The organism is Sphingomonas sp. (assembly GCF_019749955.1).
Classification (GTDB): Bacteria; Pseudomonadota; Alphaproteobacteria; order Sphingomonadales; family Sphingomonadaceae; genus Sphingomonas.
This window is the reverse complement of the sequence record NZ_JAIEPC010000007.1, coordinates 1-24,224: the sequence shown is the minus strand read 5'-3', so window position 1 is coordinate 24,224 and position 24,224 is coordinate 1. Positions and strand designations below refer to the sequence as shown.

Here is a 24,224-nt window from a genome sequence, read left to right as displayed (position 1 = left end):
CGTGCCAAGTGATACAAAGAAGCGGCGCAAGAAGTCCACCGCACGCATCAACAAGTCAACCGTCGACGCGATGCCGACGCCCACGGCGGGCGGGCGGGCCATGCTGTGGGACACTGAGGTGAAGGGATTCGGCGTACGCATCGCGGCCAGCGGCGTGCGGACCTACCTGCTGCGCTACCGAATGGCTGGGCGCGACACGCCGCAGCGCACGCTGACGATCGGGCGCCACGGCTCCCCGTTCACCGCGGACCAGGCCCGTAAGCGCGCGGTCGAACTCCTCGCGCAGGTCCGGCTCGGCATCGACCACGTCGCGGATCGCGACGCCGCGATCGCCGCGGCCATCGCCGGCCTCGACGCCCGCGCCGACCGGATGTTCGCGAGCTTCGCGGACATATGGATGCAGGACCACGTCCAGCGCAACAAGCTCCGCAGCGAAACCGACATCAAGGGCGTCGTCGAGCGAGACCTCAAGCCGGCGTTCGCCGGCAAGACGATCGAAGAGATCACCAAGGCGGACGTCACCATCATGCTCGATGCCATCGGGCTGCGCAGCGAGGCGGCCGCCAACAAGGCGCACAAGTGGCTGCGCCAGATGTTCAACTGGATGATCGAGAAGGGGCATATAGAACGGTCGCCGCTCGAACGCATGGGACCGCCCTACAAGGAGGCGGAGCGCACCCGCGTCCTGCGGCTCGGCGAGCTGGTCGTGCTGTGGGTCGCGCTGGGGGCTGTAGTCGAGCCCTTCCGGTCGTTCCACCGCCTTCTCATACTGCTAGGGCAACGGCTGCGCGAGACCGCCGGCGTCCCCTGGTCCGAACTCGACCTCGATGCGGACGACTGGCTGCTGCCGAAGGCGCGGACGAAGAACGCCAACGACCATTTGGTGCCACTGCCGATCCAAGCTGTGGAGCTGATCAAGACGGTGCAGCCGGATCCCAAGCGCCGCCGGGGGCCGGTCTTCACCACCAACGGTCTCGTTGCCATCTCCGGGTTCAGCAAGGCCAAGGTCGCGATAGACGAGGCTGTTGTCGCGCTGTGCGCTTCCGACGAACGCGCCCGCGCACTGGTGGGGGAGGGCCTGGAGCCCTGGGTAGTCCACGACGTGCGACGTTCGTTGGCGACTGGATGCCAGGCCATGGGCATCGCGCTCCCCCATACGGAGGCGATCCTAAACCACATCTCCGGCAAGCGCGCCGGGGTCGTCGGCATCTATCATTTGCACGACTATTACGACGAGAAGGCCGAGGCGCTCGACAAGTGGTGCGAGCTCCTCGCCGCCGCGTTAAAGTGCTGGGAGGCCGGCGACATCGACGGCATCAGGGCGCTCGATCCGGCGCGACGCAGGCGCCGCCGGAAGCGCGCCCAGGATCAAGGGACTTGATTAGGATACGATAGTATACTAAACTGCAGCTCATGGAAGAGCCTCGCACACCATCGGACGTCGATCCGGACGAACCTGAGTTAGACACGGACGCCGCGGCCGAGTTCCTCAACTGCTCGGCAGGCCATCTATCCAATCTACGGAATTTGGGAGGTGGCCCAACCTTCCGCCGGAAATTCAAGCGCCGAGGCATATTCTATCTCAGGTCCGACCTGCAGGCCTGGCGCCTGCGCAACGCCTACACCTCGACCACCGAATACTGACCCCCAAAGACCGGAGCGACCAACCCGTGCAAAGCGACCACGAGAGAGAAGGCCCGGGCGGGGGTAACGGCGTCGCCTCGATGTGGCCCCGCATGCGCTACGGCGACCTGGAGAATGTGCTGGTCGAGCTGACCGGCGGCGACCGCCGTAGCGTGGTCGGGAGGTTCAAGAAGCTCCGCCTCATGCCGTTCCCCGACGCCATCAGGCTCGGCACCGGCAACAGGGTCGAGTACGACCTCCCGCGTGTGATGGCGCTGTGCACGGCCTTCGAGATAAACGCGCTCCTCGTCCCCCAGTCGAACGCGGTCGGCATCGTGCAGAGCGTCTGGCCGGAGATCGTGCGTGGCATCTTAGCCGGGGCCGTGGAGCGCGGTATCCTCCCGAGGCCAGCAAGCATGCCCGCCGGCTTTTCGGCGGTAGTCGCTATCCTGCCCGACGGGTTCGCGTCCGAAAGCCCGGCGCAGGCTACCGCCGCGAACCTTCCGAGCCAGACCCACCATGACGGGGAGCCGGGCATGGTGGCCGAGCTCCGCCTCGACTGTGGCAGGCTCGTGGAGCTGGTTGCGCCCCGCCTCGAGAGCTCGTCCGGCGACGCCGCGGGGGCGTCCGCCGCGTTCGGTGACCTCGACCTCAGCTTCGGCTGGGGCGCTGGGCAGGTCCCCCACCGCGCCTCGGTCAGCGACCTGTTCTCGGGATCCAGCTTCCTGGACCGCGGCCCCTATCTCGAGCGCGCCGCCGCGTTCCTGAAGATCGCGGGGAAGTTGCCCGAGGTGGGTGACGGTTCCCCGCAGTCCAGCACCAGAGCACGCCAAGCCGCCCAGAACCTGCTCGACTATCTCGGCCGACCGTCCCCGATCGATGCATGGAAGGGCGAGATCGGGACGCGCGAAGGCCGCCCCCGCCTCAAGCACTACCTCGCGGCAGTGGGCGACAGGGCCGGCCTGGCACCACCGGTGCAGTGGCCCGCCACGATGCTCGTAACGACCGGCGCGTCCCCGTGCGCAAGGGCGAGGGCGATGGTCAGGAAGGCATTGCGCATCGAGGCGGAGAAGCGAGCCGGCAGGCACGGAGCAGACGCCTCCTAGCGGCACAAGGCGCGGCAGCGGCGAAAGCACTGAAGAGGAACGACTTCGACCAGGGGCGGCCTGATTGCCTCCTAAGAGAGGTGGAAAACGCCGCCTGCCGGTGGCGAGGAAAGGAGAGTTCCATGAAAGATCTAGACACCGACGCCGTGGAGAAGTTCATCGTCGCATTCGGCGGGCTGATGACGCTCAGGAAGCGGCAGCCGTCCCCTAAACCTCGGCTTACCGTGATGTTCTCATACGGTCCGCCGGGGTTCGTGGACGAGCTGCTCCTCGCGCGAACGACCGCCGAGCTGGACGTGGACGTGATCCATCTGGAGTTCGAGCCCGGAAGGGAAGCCGAGGGCCCGGTGAACATCTACCTGTGCGAGGACCGCAACGGGACGATCCTGACGTGGCCCAAGTGTGAGCTCTGGACAGATCGGGGGAGCTTCTTCCTCGTCGTCCCCCATGGCAAGGACTTCGGCTTCGCGTTCGACGGGTCGGCGCTCATCCGCGTCACCGACATACACACCGGTCCGGCGTTCGACGAGAACGTCGAGCATGCCCGCGAGTTGCTCGCATCAGCGGCCGCCAGGGTCCCAGCCGGCGTCCCGCGAGTGACCCAGGCGGAGCCCGCCCCATACCTCTCACGCGGCCGGCGGGGCATGCACTGAGCACACCAAGCGGCAAATGCCGGCGCGAGGCCGGCGACATGGACGGAAGGATTCCAGCATGAAGGTGTGGCGCTCGAACCAGGGAAGGCAGACGGCCGGTCCGCACGCCCTCAGGATCCTCCACGGCGTCGAGAAGGGTCTGCACAGGATCGGCGACCGACGCACCCGCATGACGTCGATCGGCATCCGTGCCCACTACCTCGACATATGCGACTTCGAGGTCGTCGTCGAGCTCGCCCCGGGCACCGGGCTGGTGGTCAGATATGGATCGACCGAAGACGAGGACATCGAGGGCGATCCGGAGGACCGCGACGGCGGGGCGGTCGCCCATCTCGTGGTGAGGACCGTCGAGGAGCTCCAGTCGACGGGAGCCGACCAGCTCGCCGACATCCTGCACGGTGCGCGCGTGCGCACGCGCCAGATCCTGGCGGGATGGTCGGCCGAGGGGACCAACGTCGTCCTCCGCGGCATCCGCTTCGTCCGCGAGGAAATCCCGCCAGCCGCCGGTGACCTGCCGATCGAGGTGGCTCTCCTGGGCCTCGACCGCACGCTGCGACCCGCAGTCGCGTGGCAGCAGGCCGATCACCCCGATCGGCTAGACGCCGCGCTCGCCAAGCTGCGGCCGGAGATGGATCGACGCTACGAGATGCACCGCGTCCTCTCGAGACAGGGGGCAGACGGCCTGGTCGATCAGCTGGTGGTGAACGCCATAGCGACCCACATGGACGTCGGTGCGGCGCTCCGGCAGATCGCGTCTGGAGTATGGCCCAACCTGCCGGGCAACCTGACCGTGTTCGACGAGAGCGACAGGCTCAGCTGCCATGGCTACGATCCCTGGAACAAAGACTTCGCCTGGAACCGCGACAAGCTCATCATCTCGGGAATGACGCTCCCGGCGACCGTGCTCACGGCCAAGTTCGGACGACCGGTCACCCAGCTGGTGACGCACGCCATGCTCTCCGACGACATGACGATCCTCGACGCGTCCTCCCATTCGAATCAGTTCGGACATTCGATCACGGTGACTATCGACCAGCCGCGGCTCGCGTTCTGCGGAGCGTCGGGCCGCGTCTGGCGGATCGATCCCGCGCTAGGCGCCATGCCGTCTCTCGGCAAGGTGGACGACGGCGCTGAGGAGCGATGATCCGTCGTTCTCCGCGCCTTGGCGATGTTGCTCAATCCACGAATTCGGGAATCTTATCCCGCGCCCCGACAATGCGGATCGGGCTACCTGACCGGACCATGTCCTGCGCCCGTCGGAAGCCGGTCTCGCCGAACTTGGGCTGTCCTGATCAGGCTGTTTCGGAACGCCGGGCCTTCTGATACACTTCCGCGATGTGCAACCTATACACCGTCCGGCAGAGCGCCGCCGAGGTGGCGGCGCACTTCGGCGTCAGGGTTCCGGCGCAGCAGCTCAACGCGCCTGAGGAAGTGTATCCCGGCACTCCCGGCATGGTAGTGCGCGAGGTGGACGGCGTCCGCGCGCTGCAGTCCATGGCATGGGGATTCCCGCTCCGCCTGAAGGGCATGTCGCCGACCGCGAAGCCCAAGCCCGTCAACAACATCGCCGACCTCAACAAGCCGATGTGGAAGGGCCTCGCCGCCAAGCCCCAGTGGCGCTGTCTCATCCCTGTCACCGCGTTCGCGGAAGCCGAGGGGCCGAAGGGCTCGAAGACCCGTACTTGGTTCAACGTCAAAGACCAGCCGATTTTCGCCTGGGCCGGGCTCTGGAGGATGAGCGACGAATGGGGACCCGTCTACTCGGGCGTGATGACCGACTGCAACGAGGCCATCCGGCCGGTGCACGACAGGATGCCGGTCCTGCTCATGCCGGATGAACACGAGCGGTGGCTGCATGGCAGCTTCGACGAGGCGGTCGCGTTCCAGGAGCGCTGCTTCCCCGACGAGCTGATCGAGATGGCACGCACTTCTGACCTGTGGGTGAAGCGGAAGGCGCCTGATGCCGTCGCGCCGGCCGTCTAGCCCAGCCCGCTTGCGGGCCGCGTTGGGTCGGGTGGCGACAACGCTCGAATTCGCACTGGTCGGCGCGACCGTCGCGATGGGCGGACTGTCCGCATTGTGGTCCCTCGGGCGCATGTTCGCCGCCTGGCTGGGCTGACCCGCCCGCGCGACCGTCCTCAGACCAGGAAATCCGCCGACACGCGATGCGCACGCCGGCCGGTCGGCCGCCGTCGCCCTGCAGGACGACATGGCGGCAATGGCGCTGCGGCGCCGCTGTTCAGAAGCAGTGGCTGTGGCTCAGCAGGTAAATGGGAAAAGCCTGCGGCGCAGCCTAGCAGCGAAAGGATTAAGGGATGGTTACAGGTCACGAGCAATTACAGCGCTACGCGCAGGCCGCACGGGAGCTCATGGAGGCTGGTTTCGTCGACGCCGACGCCGGTCGCTATTCGAAGACGATCTTCGCAAGCACACGGCAGGGCGGCGACCCGGCGATCGTGAAATGCATCTTCGAGGCGGCCTCATTGGGCGGTCTGAACGTGGTGATGCTCGAATTCGGACGCGTGGGTGCATCAAAGGGGCCGCTGAGCTTCATCGTGTCGATGCAGAACGGCGCAGATGGAGCGTACGCCACGCACGACTGCGTCCTCGCTCTGGACGCGGACGGCCGGTATCTGCTGGTGCCGCGCGGCCCGGTCTCCGCAACCTTCCACTTCGCGATCGGCGAGCAGGGGCTCGAACGGCGCCACGGGCGTCCGACGAACCTCGGCGCGTGCACGATCCGCGCGGGCCGCGGCCTCACGGCACGATCGCGCACGGTCGCCCTGGACTCGCCGACCTTCAACATCTTCCAGGCCGTGGCCTGACCGAATGGCCGCGCCCCACATTGGGGTGCGGCCATTCCCACCGTGCCGTCAACCGGACGCTGATCAGTCGCGGACGAGCAGCAGCGTCTGCCACGTGACGTCATTCCGACCGAGGAGGTCGGGTTGCTTGCCGAGATCCCGGACCCGCAAGCCACGCGTCGCCGCAAGTCTCTCGACCTCGGCCGCGCTGACCGACCACATGGCGCGGTCGACATCGCCAGGTCCCAGTCGCAACGTCATGTAGATGCGACCGCGCGGTGCCGTTAGGTCGACGATGCGTGACAGGGCCGCAGCGCGATCCGCCGGCGGAACATGCATCCAGACCGCGCTCAGCAGCACGACGTCATATGTGCCCCGAACCCTCGCCAGCGACGGCATCGCGTCCGACAGCCAAAGGATGTCATTGCCGGGATGAAGCGCACGGGCGAGGCGCAGCATGGCTGACGAGGGCTCGACAGCGGTGACATGATGGCCAAGCGCCGCCAGCGCAGCGGCGTCACGCCCCGTGCCGGCACCGACGTCGAGGATCCGGGCGCCCTTCACGCCAGCGAGCATCGAGAACAGCCGCGGATGGGTCTGCGCGGCATCCAGGCCCTCATAGCCGTCAGCGAGTTCGCGGGCGTGGGCGTCATACCACGCGACCACGGTCGGCGGAGGCTTCGAGGTGCCTGGATCGAGTGTGCTTGCCATCGCCAGGCACGATAGCACGAAGCTGATCACTGCGGCAAAGGCGAGCATCGCCTGGAACGCGACCTTCACGACCTTGGACGAATTCCACCACCTCGTCCCGGTCGCCGCGACGTAGCCCCGCGGCTGCGCCGCCTGAAGCCACGCTAGATACTCGCCGATGATATGCCGCAGCCGCTCCAGCACGACGATGAGAACCACGTCGCCCACCGCGGCAAGGAGCAACAGGCCCGGACGGAGATAGGACAGACCCTCCTCCTTCGACAGGCTGGCCACCCCAAACCACAACCCGCCTGTGAGGGTCATGGCGATGAGCGGGATCTGCCACATCAGCGCATTCAGCGCGCGGAACGTCTCCGAATTCTGGTTGTAGGCGGCCAGCGCCAGCTCGTCGCCGGTTGCGAGCGGCGTGGGTGGACTGGGCGGGGGCGGCGGTGGGGTGGTCGTTGTCATCCCGCGTAGGTTACGACCAGATGCCCGGGGTCGCCATCCCCAGCGCCCACCATCACGGTGCTCATCGCCGCGCCCCGCGGCACGGCCGATGACGCCTCGACGCGGCGCAGCGCATTCACCTCGGGCTGCCACAGCTCGAGCCAGCCTGCGCCGTGCCGACGGGGAGCGACCGCCAGGCCGGACGGAAGCTTGACCACGATCGCCAGATCCTGGCCGTCGGGCCCGGCGGCGTCGCAGATCCCGCAACCGGCTCGCCGATGGGTGACATCCGCATGGGCGGCATGGAAGTCGGTGGCGTCGCGATCGAGCTTCTGGACGTTGCACGTACTGCACAGCGCCTGCAGGTTCTCAATGTCGTTGGAGCCGCCCCGGGCTCGCGGCACGATGTGGTCGACCTCGAGTGCGCGGATCAGCGCGCTCACGCCGCAGGCCTCGCAGCGCCCCATCGCCCGCGTGATGACCTGCCACCGCAGCGTGCCGGGCAGAGGGTCGGCGTTGGCTGAGCGGTGCGCCCAGACCGCCGCCTGCCGATGCGACACGAAATCCGCAACCTTGGCGTCGCAGAGCGCCACCAGGCTGGCGCGCTGCCACTCGTCCATGCGGCGCAGATCGCGCGCCAGACGATACACGCCGCGCTCGAACTCGACGATCCCGTGCCGACGAAGGACGGGGCCGGGGTAACGGCTGACGACGTTCTCGTAGTATTCGAGCTGGCTGAGGTCGGCACCTAGGAACGCCGCGGCGATCTGGCGGCGGGTGGCGGCACCACCGCCCTCGAGCATCGTGCGGATCATCACCGGCTGGTAGACATGACTCATCGCCATGCCAGTCTCGATGAAGGCCTTCAGCCGATCGACGCCGACCTTGCCGACACCGTCCACCCTCGCCATCGCAACCTCCGCTGCCGCCACGCCCCTTAGACGACGATAGCGGATCGGCACGATCCGCACAGGGCATTCCGCGCGCGGTCGCCCACCTCACCTCCGAAAAGAATATCGCGCCGCGGCGCACGCGACGGATTCACGCGGGCGATCTTTCCGGCTAACATGGGGTATGGGAAGAATAATGGCATGAGCAATGGCAGGCAGACGATCGACGGAAGCACTCTCGGGACACTGCGCGCGGAGATCCGCCAGATCTACGCGGCCGACGCGCGACCGTGGGTCGTCGGCTACAGCGGCGGCAAGGACTCGACCACCGCGCTGCAGCTGATCTGGACGGCGCTGGCCGAGTTGCCCGCCGAGGAGCGCCGCAAGCCGGTCTACGTGATCAGTTCCGACACCCTCGTCGAGACGCCCGTGGTGTCGCGCTACATCGACGTGTCGCTCGAGCGAATCGCGGTCGCGGCCAAGCAGCAGAACATGCCCTTTCAACCGCACAAGGTGATGCCCGACGTCGACCGCAGCTTCTGGGTGAACCTCCTGGGCCGGGGCTACCCGGCACCGTCGCGCAAGTTCCGCTGGTGCACCGAGCGTCTGAAGATCGAGCCCGCCAACGAGTTCATCAAGAGCCGAGTCGCCGAGTTCGGCGAGGTCGTGATGGTGCTTGGCGTGCGCTCCCAGGAATCCGCCACTCGGGCGCAGGTCATGTCGCTGCACAGCATCGAGGGGTCGCGCCTCTCGCGGCACTCGTCGCTGCTCAACGCCTTCGTCTACGCGCCGATCGCCGACTTCTCGACCGACGAGGTCTGGACCTACCTGCTGCAGGAGCAATCGCCCTGGGGCAACGACAACCGCGACCTGGTGGCCATGTATCGCAACGCGGCGTCGGGCGAATGCCCGCTGGTGGTAGACGACACCACGCCGTCGTGCGGCAACTCGCGCTTCGGCTGCTGGGTGTGCACCGTGGTCGAACGCGACCGCGCGATGGAGGCGATGATCGATTCCGGTGAGGAGTGGATGACGCCGCTGCTCGAGTTCCGCGACGACCTCGCCAGGACGCAGGTGCCCGACGACAAGCTGAAATACCGCGAGGCGCGCCGGCGCTCGGGCGCCGTCACGTTCATCGGCGAGACCGACCGACCGATGCCCGGGCCCTACACGATGGCCCACTGCAAGAAGATGCTGCGACAGCTGCTCATCACGCAGAAGGACGTGAAGGCCAGCGCCCCCGAGGGTGAGAACACGACGCTCATCACCGAGCCCGAGCTGCACGAGATCCGGCGCCTGTGGCGGACCGAGCGTGGCGACTGGGAAGACACCGTGCCGCGGATCGTCCGCGAAGTGCTCGGCAAGGACCTGAACTGGATCTCGGAGGACGCGGTCGCGTTCACCGCAGACGACGGCGAGCTGCTCGACGCGATCTGCGCCGAGAACGGCGTTCCCACCGAATTGGTAGTCCGTCTGCTTGATGTCGAGCGCGCATCGCACGGTCTGAAGCGCCGACACGGCGTCCACACCGCGATCGAGGGCGCGTTCAAGCGCGAGTGGCGCGACATAGACGACATCATCGCCGAACGCCGCACCCTGCTCGGCGACAGCGGCCAGGACCTTAACGACGCGCCGGTCACCGAGGAAGACGACGCGGGAGTCATCCAATGATCCTGCGGACGATCACGCTCGAGAACTTCGGACTCTACGCGGGTCGACAGACGCTTGACCTCGTCCCCGGCCGCGACGTCGAGCACGACCGTCCCGTCGTGCTGATCGGCGGCAAGAACGGTGCCGGCAAGACCACGCTCCTCGAGGCCGTGCGGCTCGCACTCTACGGCAAGCGTGCGCTCGGCACCCGCGTCGGCCAGACCGAATACGAGCGCCACCTCGCCTCGCGCGTGCACGTCGCGGCAGACGGGACGATTCCGGCCATCGCGTCGGTCGGCCTGGAGTTCGACTATGCCGAGGCCGGCGTCGTCCAGCGCTTCCGCGTCGAACGCAGCTGGCCCACGGGCAGCACCAGGACGGTCGACAAGCTCGCGCTGTTCAAGGACGACGCTCCCGTCACCTCGGTGCCGCCCGAGGAATGGGCGCAGTTCCTGCAGGACCTCGTGCCGCCCGGCGTATCGCAGTTCTTCTTCTTCGATGGCGAGAAGATCGCCGACATCGCGCACGACGGATCGCACGAAGGCCTTGCGGAGGCCGTTCGTGGCCTGCTCGGGATCGAGCTGGTCGGACGCCTGCGCGTCGACCTCGCGCTCTACCTCGCCCGCCATTCGCGACACACCGATTCCGCTGGCGCAGCCAAGTTGGAGACCGCCGAGCGAGAGTTCCAGGCGCTGAAGCGAGACGTCGAGGCGATGAGCGACGAGGTCGTCGAACTGGAAGCCGCCGCCGCCAGGGCGGCCGCCAACGTCGAGGACACCAAGCGGCGCTTCTTCGCCGAAGGCGGCGACGCAGCCAACAAGCGGGAGAAGCTCGACGCCGCGCGCGAGGAGGCCCGGTCGCAGCTGTCGCGCCGCGCCGCTGAACTCCGCGAACTCGCCAACGGGCTGCTGCCACTCGCCGTTGCGCCCAGCCTCATAGGGCGCATAGCGCACGCGATCGGCGCCTCGACCGACGCTGCGGCAACACGCGAGGCCGAGGCGCTCCGCGAGCGGCTGCTCGCCTGGCGCGCCGTTGGTGAGCCCGAACGCGAGGCGGCATGGAAGCCCCAGCACTGGCGCGACATCGAGCGCTTCCTCGCGAATGAGGCCACGAGGCCCTCGTCCGTCGGGTCGATCCTGAAGTCGCTGCCGATCGCCGACCGCCACGCACTGCTCGACGCGGTCGGGCAGGTCCGTGACACCGTCACGCCGCAGGCGTCGTTCCTCGCGTCGGAGCTGGACGCACAGACCGAACGCTTGGCAGCGATCGAGGCCGACCTGCAGCGGGCGCGCAGCCACGGGGCGAGCAGCCTGGCCCAGGAGCTCGCGCTCGCGGAGCGTCAGGCCGAGGAGTCCGAGGCCAGGCTTCGCACGCGAATCGAGGAGTTCAGGCAGCTCGACTTCCGCCGGTTGACGGCCGAGCGGACGCTGGACAAGCTGACCCGCGCGCAGAACGACGCCAAGGCCGCCGACGGTCGGGCGACGCTCGCGCAGCGCGTCGGCACCGCGCTCGAGCAATACGAGGAACGCTTGCTCGAACAGAAGCTGGTCCAGCTGCAGCGGGCGTTCGTGTCGCGGTTCAACCATCTGTCCCGCAAGGACGACTTCATCGCCGACGCGCGCATCGACCGCGCCACGTTCGAGACGATGCTCATCGACCACTCGGGGCGGGAAATCCCCAAGTCGAGCCTGTCCGCGGGTGAGAAGCAGGTCTACGCGATCGCGATGCTGTGGGCGCTCGCGCGCACCAGCGGCCGACCGCTGCCGATGATCATCGACACGCCGCTCGCTCGCCTCGACCTCGACCACCGCACCGCGCTCGTAGAGCGCTACTTCCCCGAGGCGAGCCACCAGGTGATCGTTCTGTCGACCGACACCGAGATCGACGAGGCGCTGCTCGGCAAGCTGGGCGGAAGCGTGAGTCACGCATACCGCCTCGACTACGACCCCAAGACGCGATCGACATCGGTCGTGCCGGGATACTTCGACGACGGAAAGGAGGACGACCGTGCGCTACACCAAGCTTAACGCGTCGCTCGATGCCACCAGCCGCCTGCGCTCGCTGCAGCAGCGCACCGGGCTCACACCGAACCTGCTATGCCGCATCGCCGCGATGATGTCGCTCGAGGAAGGGCCCGTCGAGAGCATCCGCGCGCCGGACGACCGGGGCAAGGAGTTCAATTCCTACACTCTTACCGGCGAGATCACCGGCATCCTCGGCGCGATGGTGCGCTTCGTCGAGGAGGACGAGGGTCGTGGCGAGCCGCTGTCCAACGAGGAGATCGTCCTGCGCTTCGCCGCGCACATCCATCGTGGCGTCGGCCTGCTATCGGTCCGCGCGAAGTCGCCCGCCGACATAGCGCGGCTGGCGGCGGCCGCATGAGCGGCGGCACGTCTCCGATCTACCTGGACCACAACGCCACCACGCCGGCCGACCCCCGCGTGGTCGAGGCGATGATTCCATACTTTACTGGCGTCTTCGGCAACCCGTCGAGCGTCGAGCATACGCACGGCCACGCCGCCCAGACCGCCGTCGCCGAGGCACGCTCGAAGGTCGCACGGGCGCTTGGAGCCCGCGACAACGAGATCGTCTTCACCGGCAGCTGCACCGAAGCGAACAACATCGCCATCCTCGGCTCCGCACGCGCCCAGCCAGACCGCCGGCACGTCGTCACCACCGCCATCGAGCATCCAGCGGTGCTGGAGCCGATGCGCGAGCTTGCGCGGCAGGGATACGAGCTGACGTTGCTCCCCGTCGACGAGTTCGGTCAAGTAGATCCGGGACAGGTCGCCGACGCCCTGCGCGACGACACGCTCCTCGTCTCGGTGATGGGCGCGAACAACGAGGTCGGCACCATCCAGCCGATCGCCGCGATCGGCGCGCTGTGCGAGGCGCGCGGCGCGCTGTTCCACGCTGACCTCGCCCAGCTGATGGCGCACGGGTCCGTCGACGTCGCGGCGAGCAACGTCCATCTCGCCAGCGTGTCCGGCCACAAAGCCTACGGTCCAAAGGGCGTCGGTGCGCTCTACGCGCGGTCGCGCAGTCCCCGCGCGCGCCTTTCAGCCGTCGGTTTCGGCGGCGGGCAGGAACGGGGTTTGCGCTCCGGCACACTCAACGTGCCGCTCATCGTCGGCATGGCCGAGGCGCTGGCGATCTGCGCGAAGGAAGGGCGGCCGGAGGGCGAGCGCCTGACGGCGATGTGTCGAGCCTTCGGGGAACGCGTCATGGCCTCCGTCGACGGCGTGCAGCTGAACGGCCACCCGACCGAGCGCATACCCGGCAACTTCTCGCTGTCGATCGCCGGCGTGGAGCCTCTGGCGCTGATGCATCGTCTCCGGGACGTCGCCAGCTTTTCCGCGTCCAGCGCTTGCGCGACCGACAAGGTCGAGACGAGCCACGTGCTGCTCGCGATGTTCGGCGACACGGCCCGGGCGCGGCAGGCGTTCCGCGTGTCGCCGGGCCGGTTCACGACTGCGGCCGACATGCAGATATTTACCGTGGCGCTGATCGACACGGTGGGTGAGCTGCGGCGGATCGCCGCCTGACCAGTTTGGTCGACGCGATCTGCGAGGCTCGATCCTAATGTTTCGGGCGACCAAGCGGTGGCGGTTCCAACGCCGCCTCGAGTGCTCGCCTGATGTCGGAGCGGCCCGCGCCAGACGCGTTGTGGAACTCGATAGCCGAGAAGTCGATGTCGCCCGCTGGTGTCAAACGCCGTTCGAACGCGTCGGCGCTGATGTCATCGTCCGCTGGCGGGGAACGCACAACCGGGCTAGCCTGCGCCATGCGACCGCCATCCACCGCGCCGGAATCCACCGCCGACCAATGGCGCGCGGCGCTCTGGCTGCTTGAGGCTCTCCCCCCGTCACGCCGTGCGGGCGCCGACGACGCTTCGCCGCTGCGCCGACGGAAGATCGCGGCCACCCTCGCCATCGTCGCGAACTTCCACAACGACGCCAACCGCCCGCTGCAGGAGGAGGTCGTCCCCGGCGCACCCTTCGTATACGCTCTTATGAGGTGGCTCGAGAACCGGGGCGTGGAAGACCAGGCCCTCCGCCATCTCGACTTCATGCAGAACCATTCCTTCAGGATGCTGCTCGCAGTCGCAGGCTCGCCGCGTGCGGCCCACGCGATCCTGCTCGCCTTCTGCCGCGCCCGCGTCGCGGTTCCCGACACCGCGTTCAGGGAAGGCGAGATCAGGGCGGCGACGCTCCGGGGACTGCTCGCCCGCTAGAGCGGCTCGCCGACCGGCACGTCCTCCGGCGCTTCTTCCGCCTCCTGCAGCATCCATCGGGCCGCGTCCGTCCAGGCGGCGATCGGTGCGCCGGCGAAGGCCTTCTCGCCCAGAGCCTCGTAGGCCGCGTCAACGTCGGCCGCCCTTAGTGCCGAGATCGCGGGCAGCGCCGCGCGCAACGCTCCGGCGAGCCGCATCGGATCGATCACCAGACGCCTCGGCGGATCGCCGCCGACCACCTCGGCCGCGGTCGTCGGCATCGCCTCGTCGAAAGCCTCAAGCCACTGCACAAGTCGATCCATCGGCACCGCGCGGAGCGGCTCGGCCACCGGCGCATACGGGTCGTCGCCATCCCCCAGCTCGCGGAAAGCACCGGGTCTCGCGCAGACCATCAGCCGGCGCGGACGGGCACCGCGCTCGTGGGTCGCCAGCCAGCCCACCGCGAGTGCCGGAATCAGCGCCGGCCAGCCAGTCCGCACCATGCGCACCACGCGGCTCGGCGCGGCGCCCGTCTCAAGGAGCTCGAAGGCTAGAAGGACCTTCAGCACCTCCTCCAGACCATATGCCGACCGCACCCCGCGGCCGAGGTTGACCCCCTCCGGAAACCCCATCCGCTGCATATACTTGAAGCGTGGCACCAGCGCGGCGTTGTCCGGCGCAATGCCGTGCAGGATCCGCACCACCGCATCCAACTCGCCAAAACCGATCCCGAACACGTGCGTGGTCCCCACCTGGACCCGGATGGTCCGGGCGTCGCTGGAGGATCGCCGATCGTCCCCACCGGGTCCAGCGGAAACCGATCCGCCCGTCACGCCCCTTACGGGCTTGGAGGCGAAGCCGATGACCAGCAACTTGCCTATCGGCCCCGTCGGGCCTCTGCTCGTGCTCGACCTCGAGACGCTGCCCGATCCGAAGGCGGTCGGTATCGCGCCGCGCGGGCGGGAGGTCTCGCGGCCCGCGCTGCACCGCATCTCCGCATATTCGAGCCTGTCCGCCACCGAGGAGCCGGATGGCCGCTGGTCCGGCTTCTCGCTGCGGTCGGCGTTCGACGCCGACGAATTCGAGCTGCTTATGGACATCGACCTGTCCATCGCTGCGCTCGCCGAGGCGCAGGGCACACTCGTGACCTACAACGGCATCTCGCACGACGTCGCCGTGCTCCGCCGCCGGGCGGCGGCGAACTGGATGTTCGGGCTGGACGGGCTTGGCCGGATCGACATAGTCGACCACCGCGACCTGCTCCGCGCGCACAAGCGCGGCCGCCGGGACGCCCTGCCGCCCCTGCGCGACGCCTGCGCGGGTTATGGCATCCCGACCGACCACCGGCTCGTCGACCGGCGCGGCGGTCCGGAAGGACCGGTTCGCAAGTCGCAGGTCGACTGCGTCGCGACCTTCCTGCTGACGCTATACGAACTCGCCATCGAGCGCGGCGACGAGGCACCGCTGGTGGCGGGATGGACGGCGCTTGCCGAATACCTGGCCACGCCCGCCGTGCGGGCGCCGCACCTCGACCAGTTCCGGTGGCACCCGCGACTTGCCGCGGCGGTCGAGGCGGACCTGGCCATCGTCTCGTGAGTGCCGACCCTGCCGTCTGAACCGCTCGACAATCATGATGTCCCAGAGGTTGAGTTCGAGGACTTCGCCGGCGACATACCCGAATCCGAGGCGGGGCTGTGCCACTACGAGATCGCCCAAGCGCTGCGAAACTAGCTCTTCCCCGTGCACAAGCGGGTTGCGCAGTTCCAAGGTCGTTTCAATCACTCGGCACCAGTCGTCGACGTCCGACTCCACATCGGCGCTCGATCGTTTGAGTCCGCTGCGGTCCCAAAACCCTTTGAACACGCGGCGGAGGCCGTCGTAGATCTTCTTGCGGCTCCACCTTACTCTCCAGCTTGCGGAAGCGGTGGATGCCAATGCATGCCGCGTGCGTTACGTCCTTTTGCGATTTGCCTCGGACGTAACGCAGCCTTCTGAAGGCTGGCACGACACCGTCAAACTCACTGCGATCCTCTGCATGTCGCGACATTAAGATAGTCTCCTCCACCGGCGCGACATCGGTGTGATGCGGCGTGCCAACCAGTGGCGAATGTTGGACAGTAACCGAACGGTGATGGCGGATGACAAGCCTGACCGCAGCTCGGAACGCCGTCCAATATCGTCTGATCCTATCAGACGCATCATGGCTAAAGGAAATTGCAGGTGCATTTTTGCACGTCCTGTATGATAGTATCTTGCACGTCGTAAAAACAGTAGTAAATAAAAAGATCGATATTAATCAACTGTGAGGTGAAAAATATGGCTGGGAACAGGACGAGCGCGGCTATCGCGGCATTGCCGCTACACACCGCCCCGGGCGCCGCCAACTTCGAGGACAGCCTGCTGATGACCGACGACGGCTGGATCCTTGGGGCCACCGGGGTCGACCTCGTGCTCAGCGGCGCCTTCCGGCATGTGCTCGGTAAGAAGAAGGCACCGAGGAAATACGTCCGCTGGCTCCGTCGCTTCCTGGCCTTCAGGTTCCGCGAGGGCGAAGGTCCGCGCGCGTTCCTGACCGAGACCTTCGAGGAGGCGGTCGCGCGCTGCGTGGCCTTCCTCCGGAGCATCGGCTGCGTGGTCGACCCCGGCGAGAACAGGCTCGACGGCGGCTTCGACGTCAGCCACCCGACGGCGATGCGTTACCTGCGCACGGCGGTCTCGACCATCAGGCAGCTCTACGTAAAACTGTGCGACGGCATTCGCACCGACCCCGCCAACCCGATGGAGGTCAACGGTTGGCACAAGGCGACGGCGCCCGAGAAGCTGCAATGGGCGCTCGCGCACCAGATGAAGCCCGAGCACGGCCTCAAGCACGCCGGCGGACGCTTCCACGTCAAGGGCGTCAAGAGCAGTCCTCCGGCGATCGAGGACCCGTCGGCCTGCGCCCCGCAGATGACGCAGGCGCTGATCGATGCCAAGGTGCCCACGACCATCCTCGACATAGCCATGGTGATGCAGGACAATGGCGCGCGCAACTCCAGCGCCGCCGAAGGCAATGCGCTCGGCTGGGCCATGGCGGACTTCGGAGACGAGTTCTGGTCGGTCAAGAAGTGGGGCGGCGACGACCTGTGCCTGCTTTTGGCCCTCCCCGACGAGGTGCTCGCACGAATCAAGGAAAGGTTCGACAAGGCGCCGCACCCGCATCCCTTCCGCCACAACTCCTCCATGCTCGACCATCTACGCGAGCTGTGGGAGGACGGGTCGAAGGAAGCGAAGGCGGAGCTGGCGACCTACGCCCTCTTCCCGAGCAAGCTCGGCACGAAGTATACCTACGACGGCTTCTACTACCATTTCAGCGACGCGATCGACGGCCGGGTCCTGATCCGGACCGACACGGCCAGCCGGGCCCCCACGTCGCAATGGTATCGCCACGCGGCGATCAGCTCGGACATCCGCGACCTGTTCGAGCGGACCACGATCAAGGCCGAGCGCAAGGCTGGCCTGGACGCGATCATGGACGCGTTCGGTCTCTCGACCGACCAGACACGCCAGTATGCCGCGTTCGAATACGTCCGCGACGGCCGCCGCCGCCAGCGCGAGGCCGTCAGGAAGCGCCGCGAGCGCGGGGCCACCAAGCGCGCGGCCTCGCCGGCGCCGATCGGCACGGGATACCTCTCGATGCCCGAGGCCCAGGCCGCCCACGACGCTCTGCCGAGGAGGAAAAAGAAATGACGATGCTCACGCCCGCCTCGCGCGTGCACTTGGCCGACCGCGGCAACGCGGAGGCCCACGGCATGGTCGATCTCGCGCTGCTCGCCGGCCAGACGATCCGCCTGAGGCAGGAGGCCGCATGCGAGGTGCTCGGCACCACGCGCCCGACGATGCGCAAGTTGATCGGGCTGGGCCTCGTCAGGAGGGGCGGCGTCGTTGGGCACGGCGCGGCCGTCACGACGAGGTGGATCCTGCTCGATCCCGCGGATACGCGGCGGACGCTCTACGACAAGTGGGTGGCGGCGATGGGCAATCCCCACACCCATCTCGACTTTGATCGCTACCAACGCGCCAGGAGTGTCTGCAAGATTCCCGGCCGGGAGATGCCGCCGCTTGCGGTAGTCGACGGCATGCTGCCGCGGCTCCTCCAGATCGGCGGCCACCACCCCTCCGAGTTCGGCGCCTTCACCCCACTGCATCCGGACACGCTGCCCGAGCTGCGCAGGCTGATCTGGCGAGACGGCGTCCAGCGCGTGCCGCGCCAACGTTGGGGCTCGGACGTGAGGCTGTCCGACGAGATGGTGCTCGGGGCCGCGCCGGGCCTCCGCGGCGCACCCGGCACGGCGTTCGAGGCCCTGCTCGGCGGCGACGACCTCGGCCGACCGAAGGACGAGGCGCTACGCATGGCCTGGGGGATGGGCCCGCTGCGCCAGGCGGCGCTCCTCTGGGCGTATGTCGCCGCGGCCACATACCGGCGCCGGGACGCCGTCCAGGTGGGTGTGCGCAAGCTGCGGCAGATCGACGAAGTCCTGGAACGGCTCTACCCTGGGCAGGCGACGGTCTCCGGGTCGGAGGTCGCGGCGGCGCTCGACGACATGGCGTTCTCGAGCGGCGTCAGGCTGAGCCGGCACACGCGCTACACGACCTGCCGCGACACGATGATCATCCTGCGGCAGGTCCAGCTCTATGCGAGGATGAACGATCCAGACGGATTGCGGGGCATCGCCGCGATGGTACCATCGGCACATCCCTACCGTCTCGACTTCGTCGGGCGGCTGAACGCGCACTATGCGGACCTGCCCGCCATAGGGCGCCAGAACCGCAAGCTCACCAGCGACAAGGCCGCGGCGCGATACGAGGAGCTCTGCGACATTGCGGCGTGCCGCCTCGACCAAGTCGTCGTCACGCAGGTCGAGGGGGCCGCAGCCGTCAAGCGTCTGCTGGACCGCCGGTCCGTGGGCCATTCCGCCCGTGCGGCGCGACGCATCCTCGCCACCAAGACCGGGCCGACCGCGGACAAGGCGCGGAAATTGCTCAAGGTCGAAACGAGGGAGGCCGCGGCGCAGGCGAGGGAACTGCTCGCGCAGGCCGCCGCCGACGCCGTCGGCGGCGACGATAGCACCGGGGACGGCGTCGCACCCGAAGAGCCGTTCGAGGGCTTCTCCGCCGAGACGACCGTGATGACGCCCACGGGCGAACTGCTGCCGGGTTCCCAGATCTGCCACTGGCGCGCCTGGCGCGAGCGCGACCTGTGGATCGACCTCGCCGAGCGCAGGAAATGGCTGAGCTCCACCGAGGACGAGCAGCTGATCGTGCATCTCCGCGAGATCGCCGCCGATCCCGACGCGCATCCAGAGATCGTCTTCGAGTGGCGCGGATGCACTCCGATGAAGGAACGTGGCGCGGCGATCACCCCGTGGTTCGTCACGATCAGCAACATGGGCACGCTCGTCGCTCCAGGGAGCATGACCGTCCGCCAGCGCCGCCGCCGGCACCAGCAGATGGTGACCTGGAAGCTGCCGGCCTACAACGGCAGCGCGACCGGGCTGCTGAACTTCGACGCGAAGCGCGGCGTGCTGTGGCGCTGGGCAAACGAGCGGGAGCGGCACGTCGTCCCGCTCGACCAGTTCGCGCTCGCGATGCGCTTCGTCCACCTGGGGTTCGCGATGGCCGACGAGACCATGTGCCGTCTCGGAGAGCTGCTGCAGATCAGGCAGGACGCCGACGCGCTGCCGATCGACCGGTCGACCGGCAAGGCCGAGCCGACGTTCCTCGCGATCCCGAAGACCAGCGCGATCGAGCCCGACCTCCGCGAAGTGAAGTTCGCGATCAGCCAGGAGCTGTTCAAGGACGCGACCGACATCGCGCAATACGTGGCCCGGCTAAACGGCCACATGGACGGGTTCCTTCCCGAGATCGCGCCGGCGCGGGAGCTCTGCGACCGCAGGACCGAGCCGGAGGCCTGGATCTTCCAGCACAACGGGCGTGCCATCCACGGCACGGAGATGAACCGCTTCCTCGCGTTCCTCTTCGCCAACGTCATCGACATCAACTTCCACGACATCCGCCACGCGTCCGCGAATGCCGCCCGCGAGGCGGGGATGCCAGAGGAATCGGTCCAGGCGCTCCTCAACCACCGCAAGCGCTCGACCTCGCAATACTACATGGGTCGGATCGCCAATCAGCGCACCTCGAACATGGCCTCGGCCGTGCGCAAGAGGAAGAAGCTGGCCGCGGTGACGATCGCCTTGCGGGGCGAACCCGTTGACGCGCTCATGGTCTAGGAGGAGGCACATGGGAAAACGCAGAAGCCGCCGCAAATCGGTGACGCTCGCCAGGGCGGCGCCTTCCGAGAAGTTCCTCGGCCAGGGCCCCAGCGAGAACGCCATCGCCCGGGCCCGGATCGCGGCCGCGGGCGACGTCGTCGCGCGAAGCGGCTCCTGGCCGACGCTCGACCGCGTCGAGCGGCAGGACCGGAAGATCGCGCCCGCGACACTCGGCCGCAACAGCGGCGCCCTCGATCCCGCCCGGCGGATCTGGATGGAGCTGGCCGGGACGGCGCTCGTGACGGCGGGCGAGTTCCCCACGCTGAAGGCGATCCAGGGCCGGGCCGGCGCCGTGCGCCTTCGCGACCTCGCCCGAGTGGAGGATGCCCTGATCGGCATCCGCCGCGCCTGGGTCGCCACCCACGGGCCGCATCCCGACTGGATCGACCCGGCCGACCGCGTCGATCCTGAGCCGGAGGCACCCAGGGCCGGGCCGCCAGACGAAAAAGGCTCCGACGGCGCAGATGACGCCGAGTCCACGGCAGGCGGCCCGAAGTCCAGGTCTGGCACCAAGAAGGCCGGAGCCAACGTCGATACGACCCTCCTGCAGAAGCGGATCGATCGGCTCATGGCGGAGAAGAAGAAGGACCGCGCGACGATCGACAGGCTGACCGCCGAGCTCGCCGAGTCAGAAGAGAGGCTGCGCCGGGCGATGCTGCCGATCATCAGGGAACACGGCGACCTTCACCGGCCAGCGCCCACGCCAGCCGTACCAACCCCGCTCCATCCGAAACCGAAAGCACGCCCGCCGAAATAGCGGCGGTGGTCGCCGCGCGAACCGCATGCCGCAGATCGTCCGCGGCGGCGATCTCGGCGAGCTCGAGCGACCAAAGCGCGCGCGGGCACGACGCGGGAAGCGCCGAGGCGGGGTCCCAGTCGCGCAGCCGCTGGAGATCGACCACCAGCGGCTGCAGCCCTGCTGCCGAGAGGCGGAACTCGCCGGCGACCGCGCGGGTCCCGACGCCCAGCGCCAACGCCCGGACCGCGACCGCGCCCCGCACCTCGCGGCAGGTCACGTGGAGCCGGTCGCCGCGCGCGTCCCCGGGCACGCGCCACTCGACCCGCCACCGCGCGTTCCGGCCCGGCCGAGGCGACGCGTCCGGCGTGTGGGTCACGTCGCGATACCGCGCAGGAGCGAGCCGAGCTCGTCCGCACCCGCGTCCAGCGCCTCCCGCGCCGTCCACGGCGTCCGGCAGCGCCTCAGGCCGGTGCGGATGCGGATGACGGTGCCGAGTGCCCCCGGCTCCACAGCGAGCACGACGTAGCGGCGACCGGTCAGCAGCGGGTGGTCCATCAGCGCATCGACGTGCCGCCCCGGGAGCGCCAGCGCCAGCGTCTCGGGCAGCCGGTCGTCGATGCCGAGCCAGGCGGTGGCGCCGATCGACGCCATGCGGAGCCGACCCGCCCAGCCGCGCAGTCCGAGACGCGGCCCGGCGCGCACGAGATGGAGCGACTCCCGGGGCGCCAGGGTCAGCGGCGCGGACGGCTCCGAGGCATGCCAGGCCGCGGACCGGGCGGAATGCCGGTAGTAGCGCAGGATCATCCTCGCTGGGTCGACCGTCCTCAACGAAGGCGTGCGCACGGACAGCGGATCGAGGCGCTCGAGCACGGATCCGAGCGTCACGCCCCGCGCCGCGAGCGCATCGAGGAGGAGGGGGCTGGCATGGCGGACGGTGCTGGCCAGCTCGAAGCGGGCGGCGGCTCGGGCCGCGGTGTCCACGATCGCAACGACCGACGCCGCGACTGCCGGGTCGACGTCCGCACGGCGACGCGCGGCGCGCGGACCGAGGGCGTGCCTCACGGGACGAAGTCCTGCGCGACGCCGCGCAGCTGCCGTATCCACTCGACGGAGGACGACATCACCTCGATGGGCGAGCGGCCGCCCATCGAGTCCCGCTCGCGCCGCAGCCAGTAGTTGATCCTGTCGCCGTCGATCAGCAGCAGGTCGAGCGCGACGCCCAAGTCGATCAGCAGGCGCATTCGCTGCTCCATGCGAGGCGCGCGCCAGCTGGCGACCTCGCCGACCGGACCGCGCAGCGCGGCCCCGCCGAGCAGCCCGGCCTCCTCGTGCGGCCGCAGCGCCCAACGGTCGCGCAGCTCCTCCCAGCGCGACATCATCGCGCGCATCTCGATAGCGTTCTCGTTGACCACTTGGCCCTCCCTGATTATGGTGGTCCCCTTGCGCGGGCGGCGGGTCGTGGCCCGCCGCCCGTCGGTGGCCCGGGCATCGGCGTCCCGCGCGCGCTCACTGCGACACCTCGAGCGCCAGCAGCGCGCGGATGCGGCGCAGCTTGTCGGTCGAGCCGAACATGTCCTCGATCGGGGAGGAGCCGAACACGCCTGCGACCTGGCGCCGGAGCCAGATGCGGATCTCGCGCTCCTCCATCCGGGCGCCGAGCAGCCAGTCGATCTCAATGACCAGGACCATGCGGTCACCTACGAAGCGCGAGCGGCGGCGGCGGCCCGAGCCGCTCGGGAACGACGTCCCCTGGATCGCCTCGCGTTCCGACGGCGACAGGCCCCAGGACGTCGCGACCTCCATGAACGCGTCCTCAAGCGAATCGAAGCTGGTGAAGGTGATTTGGGTGGCCGGCATCGGATCGCTCCATCTTTGGCGGACCCCGGGCAGAGTATCCCCGAACGCCAACCGGCCGTGGTGGGACCCAAAGGCCGGAGACCTATCACGCCCATAGGGGCGTGAGCGCCGAGCAGGTTGCGCCGGCTTGGGATGAGCGGCGAGCGATGCTAGCTTCGCTGCATGTCGGACGAGCTACTCAGGGTCGTCGGGGTCAAGGTCAGGTCCCTGCGCGAGGCAACCGGCGATCCGCAGGAGGCGTTCGCGCGCCGCCGGCATGAACCGGGCCTATCTGGGCAGGGTCGAGCGCGGCAGGCAGAACATCTGGGTGACGACCGCGGTCAGGATCGCGACCGCGCTGGGGACGGAGCTCGCCGCACTTTTCGTCGACGCCGCGGCAACCCATTGCGACGAGGAGCCAGCGGAATGAATGCGTCCCCGTCCTATCTGTCCAGCGCCGGGGACTGCTCAACAGGAAGGGGAGAACGTCCGGTCGCCTCAGCGCCTACTCGCGAGCACTTCCCGTCGCGGTCGACGACATGAGCCCGCAACACGGAATCTTGCTGGTTCCGCCCAGCTAGTATTCGGGGAACTCCAGCACCGCATGGGGTCGCACTTAACCCGTGCAACATCAGCGATTTGGAGGTGGTCTCTACTCGGGCCGAAGACCCCATTCGTCCAACGATGCTCAAAACGTTGACTTGGCGACCAGCCGCGCGCGCCCTATCTTGACACGGGGAGGATGACTTTGAAACTGCGATGCGGCGACCTGCTCCAGCTGCTGGAACGGCTGCACGCGCTCCCCTGTAGCCGTCGGACGGCCTGGCCGACGCCGCTGACCACGCCAGCCCTAAGGCGGCCGGAACTCAGCCGGTTGTTATCTGCCGATTCAAACCGCCAGGGTGCAGAAGCAAACTTTCGTCCAGCTGGCCGCATAGACCCAATGCCGGTCGCTCACGGACTGATCTGCGCTTCTCAGACGCGGACGTCCGTTAATCCGACGCAATTTGCGCGACGTCACATTCAGACGATCAGGTGGAATCGCGAACTTTAGGAGGCCGATAGCTCGTCCAAGCCACTTCAATCAAACCCGCCACGCGAATAGCCGACAGCCAGCTTTCGAGCATTGAGGGATTCAATGCCGGCCTTCATCGCTACCAATATTTCGAGATCGACCGGAATTGCTCGATCGCCTGCTGCGGGCCTTCGCCTTCCTCGGCGTGGACGAGGCAATGGTCAATATGATCGTTGATCAG

The 24,224-nt window shown here is 68.1% G+C and carries 24 protein-coding genes; 17 read left to right on the top strand and 7 right to left on the bottom strand.

Features of this window, described 5'->3' with window-relative positions; genetic code table 11:
* Position 1 precedes the first annotated feature (1 nt).
* From K2W81_RS00955 to K2W81_RS00930, 7 genes are all read left to right on the top strand, one after another.
* Complete coding sequence (locus K2W81_RS00955; RefSeq protein WP_294100534.1) at positions 2-1,381, top strand: integrase family protein; 1,380 nt, start codon at positions 2-4, stop codon at positions 1,379-1,381.
* A 32-nt stretch (positions 1,382-1,413) separates the two neighbouring features.
* Positions 1,414-1,644, top strand: coding sequence for a helix-turn-helix domain-containing protein (locus K2W81_RS16440; protein ID WP_366932195.1), 231 nt, complete (start codon positions 1,414-1,416; stop codon positions 1,642-1,644).
* 92 nt (positions 1,645-1,736) lie between these two features.
* Positions 1,737-2,729 (top strand): hypothetical protein, encoded by a 993-nt coding sequence (locus tag K2W81_RS00950; RefSeq protein ID WP_294100533.1) that lies wholly within the window; start codon positions 1,737-1,739, stop codon positions 2,727-2,729.
* A gap of 122 nt (positions 2,730-2,851) precedes the next feature.
* A complete protein-coding gene (locus tag K2W81_RS00945) occupies positions 2,852-3,382 on the top strand; it encodes a hypothetical protein (RefSeq protein WP_294100532.1) in 531 nt (176 codons plus the stop codon).
* A gap of 58 nt (positions 3,383-3,440) precedes the next feature.
* Positions 3,441-4,526: a hypothetical protein gene (locus tag K2W81_RS00940; protein WP_294100531.1), complete on the top strand. Its 1,086-nt coding sequence runs from the start codon at positions 3,441-3,443 to the stop codon at positions 4,524-4,526.
* 191 nt (positions 4,527-4,717) lie between these two features.
* Complete coding sequence (locus K2W81_RS00935; protein ID WP_294100529.1) at positions 4,718-5,365, top strand: SOS response-associated peptidase family protein; 648 nt, start codon at positions 4,718-4,720, stop codon at positions 5,363-5,365.
* Positions 5,366-5,697: 332 nt separating this feature from the next.
* A complete protein-coding gene (locus tag K2W81_RS00930) occupies positions 5,698-6,207 on the top strand; it encodes a hypothetical protein (RefSeq protein ID WP_294100527.1) in 510 nt (169 codons plus the stop codon).
* 63 nt (positions 6,208-6,270) lie between these two features.
* On the opposite strand, the gene K2W81_RS00925 is transcribed toward K2W81_RS00930, so the two are convergent.
* Both K2W81_RS00925 and K2W81_RS00920 read right to left on the bottom strand, forming a co-directional pair.
* Positions 6,271-7,347, bottom strand: coding sequence for a bifunctional 2-polyprenyl-6-hydroxyphenol methylase/3-demethylubiquinol 3-O-methyltransferase UbiG (locus K2W81_RS00925; RefSeq protein ID WP_294100525.1), 1,077 nt, complete (start codon positions 7,345-7,347; stop codon positions 6,271-6,273).
* Positions 7,344-8,297: an HNH endonuclease signature motif containing protein gene (locus tag K2W81_RS00920; RefSeq protein ID WP_294100523.1), complete on the bottom strand. Its 954-nt coding sequence runs from the start codon at positions 8,295-8,297 to the stop codon at positions 7,344-7,346. The genes K2W81_RS00925 and K2W81_RS00920 overlap by 4 nt, the downstream gene beginning before the upstream one ends.
* 120 nt (positions 8,298-8,417) lie before the next feature.
* Here K2W81_RS00920 and dndC point away from each other — a divergent pair, with 120 nt between their 5' ends.
* The 5 genes from dndC (at position 8,418) to K2W81_RS00895 (ending at position 14,100) form a co-directional block, all read left to right on the top strand.
* Entirely contained in the window at positions 8,418-9,887 is a 1,470-nt protein-coding gene (gene dndC, locus K2W81_RS00915; protein ID WP_294100521.1) for a DNA phosphorothioation system sulfurtransferase DndC, read from the top strand.
* Positions 9,884-11,893: a DNA sulfur modification protein DndD gene (gene dndD / locus K2W81_RS00910; protein ID WP_294100519.1), complete on the top strand. Its 2,010-nt coding sequence runs from the start codon at positions 9,884-9,886 to the stop codon at positions 11,891-11,893. Before dndC ends, dndD begins: the two co-directional genes overlap by 4 nt.
* A complete protein-coding gene (gene dndE, locus K2W81_RS00905; RefSeq protein ID WP_294100517.1) occupies positions 11,874-12,248 on the top strand; it encodes a DNA sulfur modification protein DndE in 375 nt (124 codons plus the stop codon). The genes dndD and dndE overlap by 20 nt, the downstream gene beginning before the upstream one ends.
* Positions 12,245-13,411: a cysteine desulfurase family protein gene (locus tag K2W81_RS00900; protein ID WP_294100515.1), complete on the top strand. Its 1,167-nt coding sequence runs from the start codon at positions 12,245-12,247 to the stop codon at positions 13,409-13,411. The genes dndE and K2W81_RS00900 overlap by 4 nt, the downstream gene beginning before the upstream one ends.
* A 92-nt stretch (positions 13,412-13,503) precedes the next feature.
* Positions 13,504-14,100 carry a hypothetical protein gene (locus K2W81_RS00895; protein WP_294100512.1) on the top strand — a complete coding sequence of 199 codons (597 nt, stop codon included), beginning with the start codon at positions 13,504-13,506 and terminating at the stop codon, positions 14,098-14,100.
* Here the strand turns inward: K2W81_RS00895 and K2W81_RS00890 are convergent.
* Complete coding sequence (locus K2W81_RS00890; protein ID WP_294100509.1) at positions 14,097-14,816, bottom strand: hypothetical protein; 720 nt, start codon at positions 14,814-14,816, stop codon at positions 14,097-14,099. The genes K2W81_RS00895 and K2W81_RS00890 overlap by 4 nt on opposite strands.
* A 124-nt stretch (positions 14,817-14,940) precedes the next feature.
* Here K2W81_RS00890 and K2W81_RS00885 point away from each other — a divergent pair, with 124 nt between their 5' ends.
* The 4 genes from K2W81_RS00885 (at position 14,941) to K2W81_RS00870 (ending at position 21,150) form a co-directional block, all read left to right on the top strand.
* Positions 14,941-15,675 (top strand): hypothetical protein, encoded by a 735-nt coding sequence (locus tag K2W81_RS00885; RefSeq protein WP_294100507.1) that lies wholly within the window; start codon positions 14,941-14,943, stop codon positions 15,673-15,675.
* 807 nt (positions 15,676-16,482) lie between these two features.
* Entirely contained in the window at positions 16,483-17,808 is a 1,326-nt protein-coding gene (locus K2W81_RS00880) for a hypothetical protein (RefSeq protein ID WP_294100504.1), read from the top strand.
* Positions 17,805-20,351: a hypothetical protein gene (locus K2W81_RS00875; RefSeq protein ID WP_294100502.1), complete on the top strand. Its 2,547-nt coding sequence runs from the start codon at positions 17,805-17,807 to the stop codon at positions 20,349-20,351. The genes K2W81_RS00880 and K2W81_RS00875 overlap by 4 nt, the downstream gene beginning before the upstream one ends.
* A gap of 10 nt (positions 20,352-20,361) precedes the next feature.
* The gene (locus K2W81_RS00870; RefSeq protein WP_294100500.1) at positions 20,362-21,150 is read left to right on the top strand and encodes a hypothetical protein; all 789 of its coding nucleotides are present in this window, start codon (positions 20,362-20,364) and stop codon (positions 21,148-21,150) included.
* Here K2W81_RS00870 and K2W81_RS00865 read toward each other — a convergent pair.
* The 4 genes from K2W81_RS00865 to K2W81_RS00850 all read right to left on the bottom strand — a co-directional run bounded on the left by K2W81_RS00865 (position 21,059) and on the right by K2W81_RS00850 (position 22,989).
* Positions 21,059-21,508 (bottom strand): hypothetical protein, encoded by a 450-nt coding sequence (locus K2W81_RS00865; protein WP_294100499.1) that lies wholly within the window; start codon positions 21,506-21,508, stop codon positions 21,059-21,061. The genes K2W81_RS00870 and K2W81_RS00865 overlap by 92 nt on opposite strands.
* Positions 21,505-22,113 carry a hypothetical protein gene (locus K2W81_RS00860; protein ID WP_294100497.1) on the bottom strand — a complete coding sequence of 203 codons (609 nt, stop codon included), beginning with the start codon at positions 22,111-22,113 and terminating at the stop codon, positions 21,505-21,507. Before K2W81_RS00860 ends, K2W81_RS00865 begins: the two co-directional genes overlap by 4 nt.
* Before the next feature lie 77 nt (positions 22,114-22,190).
* The gene (locus K2W81_RS00855) at positions 22,191-22,544 is read right to left on the bottom strand and encodes a hypothetical protein (protein WP_294100495.1); all 354 of its coding nucleotides are present in this window, start codon (positions 22,542-22,544) and stop codon (positions 22,191-22,193) included.
* A 94-nt stretch (positions 22,545-22,638) separates the two neighbouring features.
* Positions 22,639-22,989, bottom strand: a complete 351-nt coding sequence (locus tag K2W81_RS00850; RefSeq protein ID WP_294100492.1) for a hypothetical protein — start codon at positions 22,987-22,989, stop codon at positions 22,639-22,641.
* A gap of 256 nt (positions 22,990-23,245) precedes the next feature.
* Between K2W81_RS00850 and K2W81_RS00845 the strand changes: the two genes are divergently transcribed.
* Complete coding sequence (locus K2W81_RS00845; RefSeq protein WP_294100491.1) at positions 23,246-23,398, top strand: hypothetical protein; 153 nt, start codon at positions 23,246-23,248, stop codon at positions 23,396-23,398.
* Positions 23,399-24,224 lie beyond the last annotated feature (826 nt).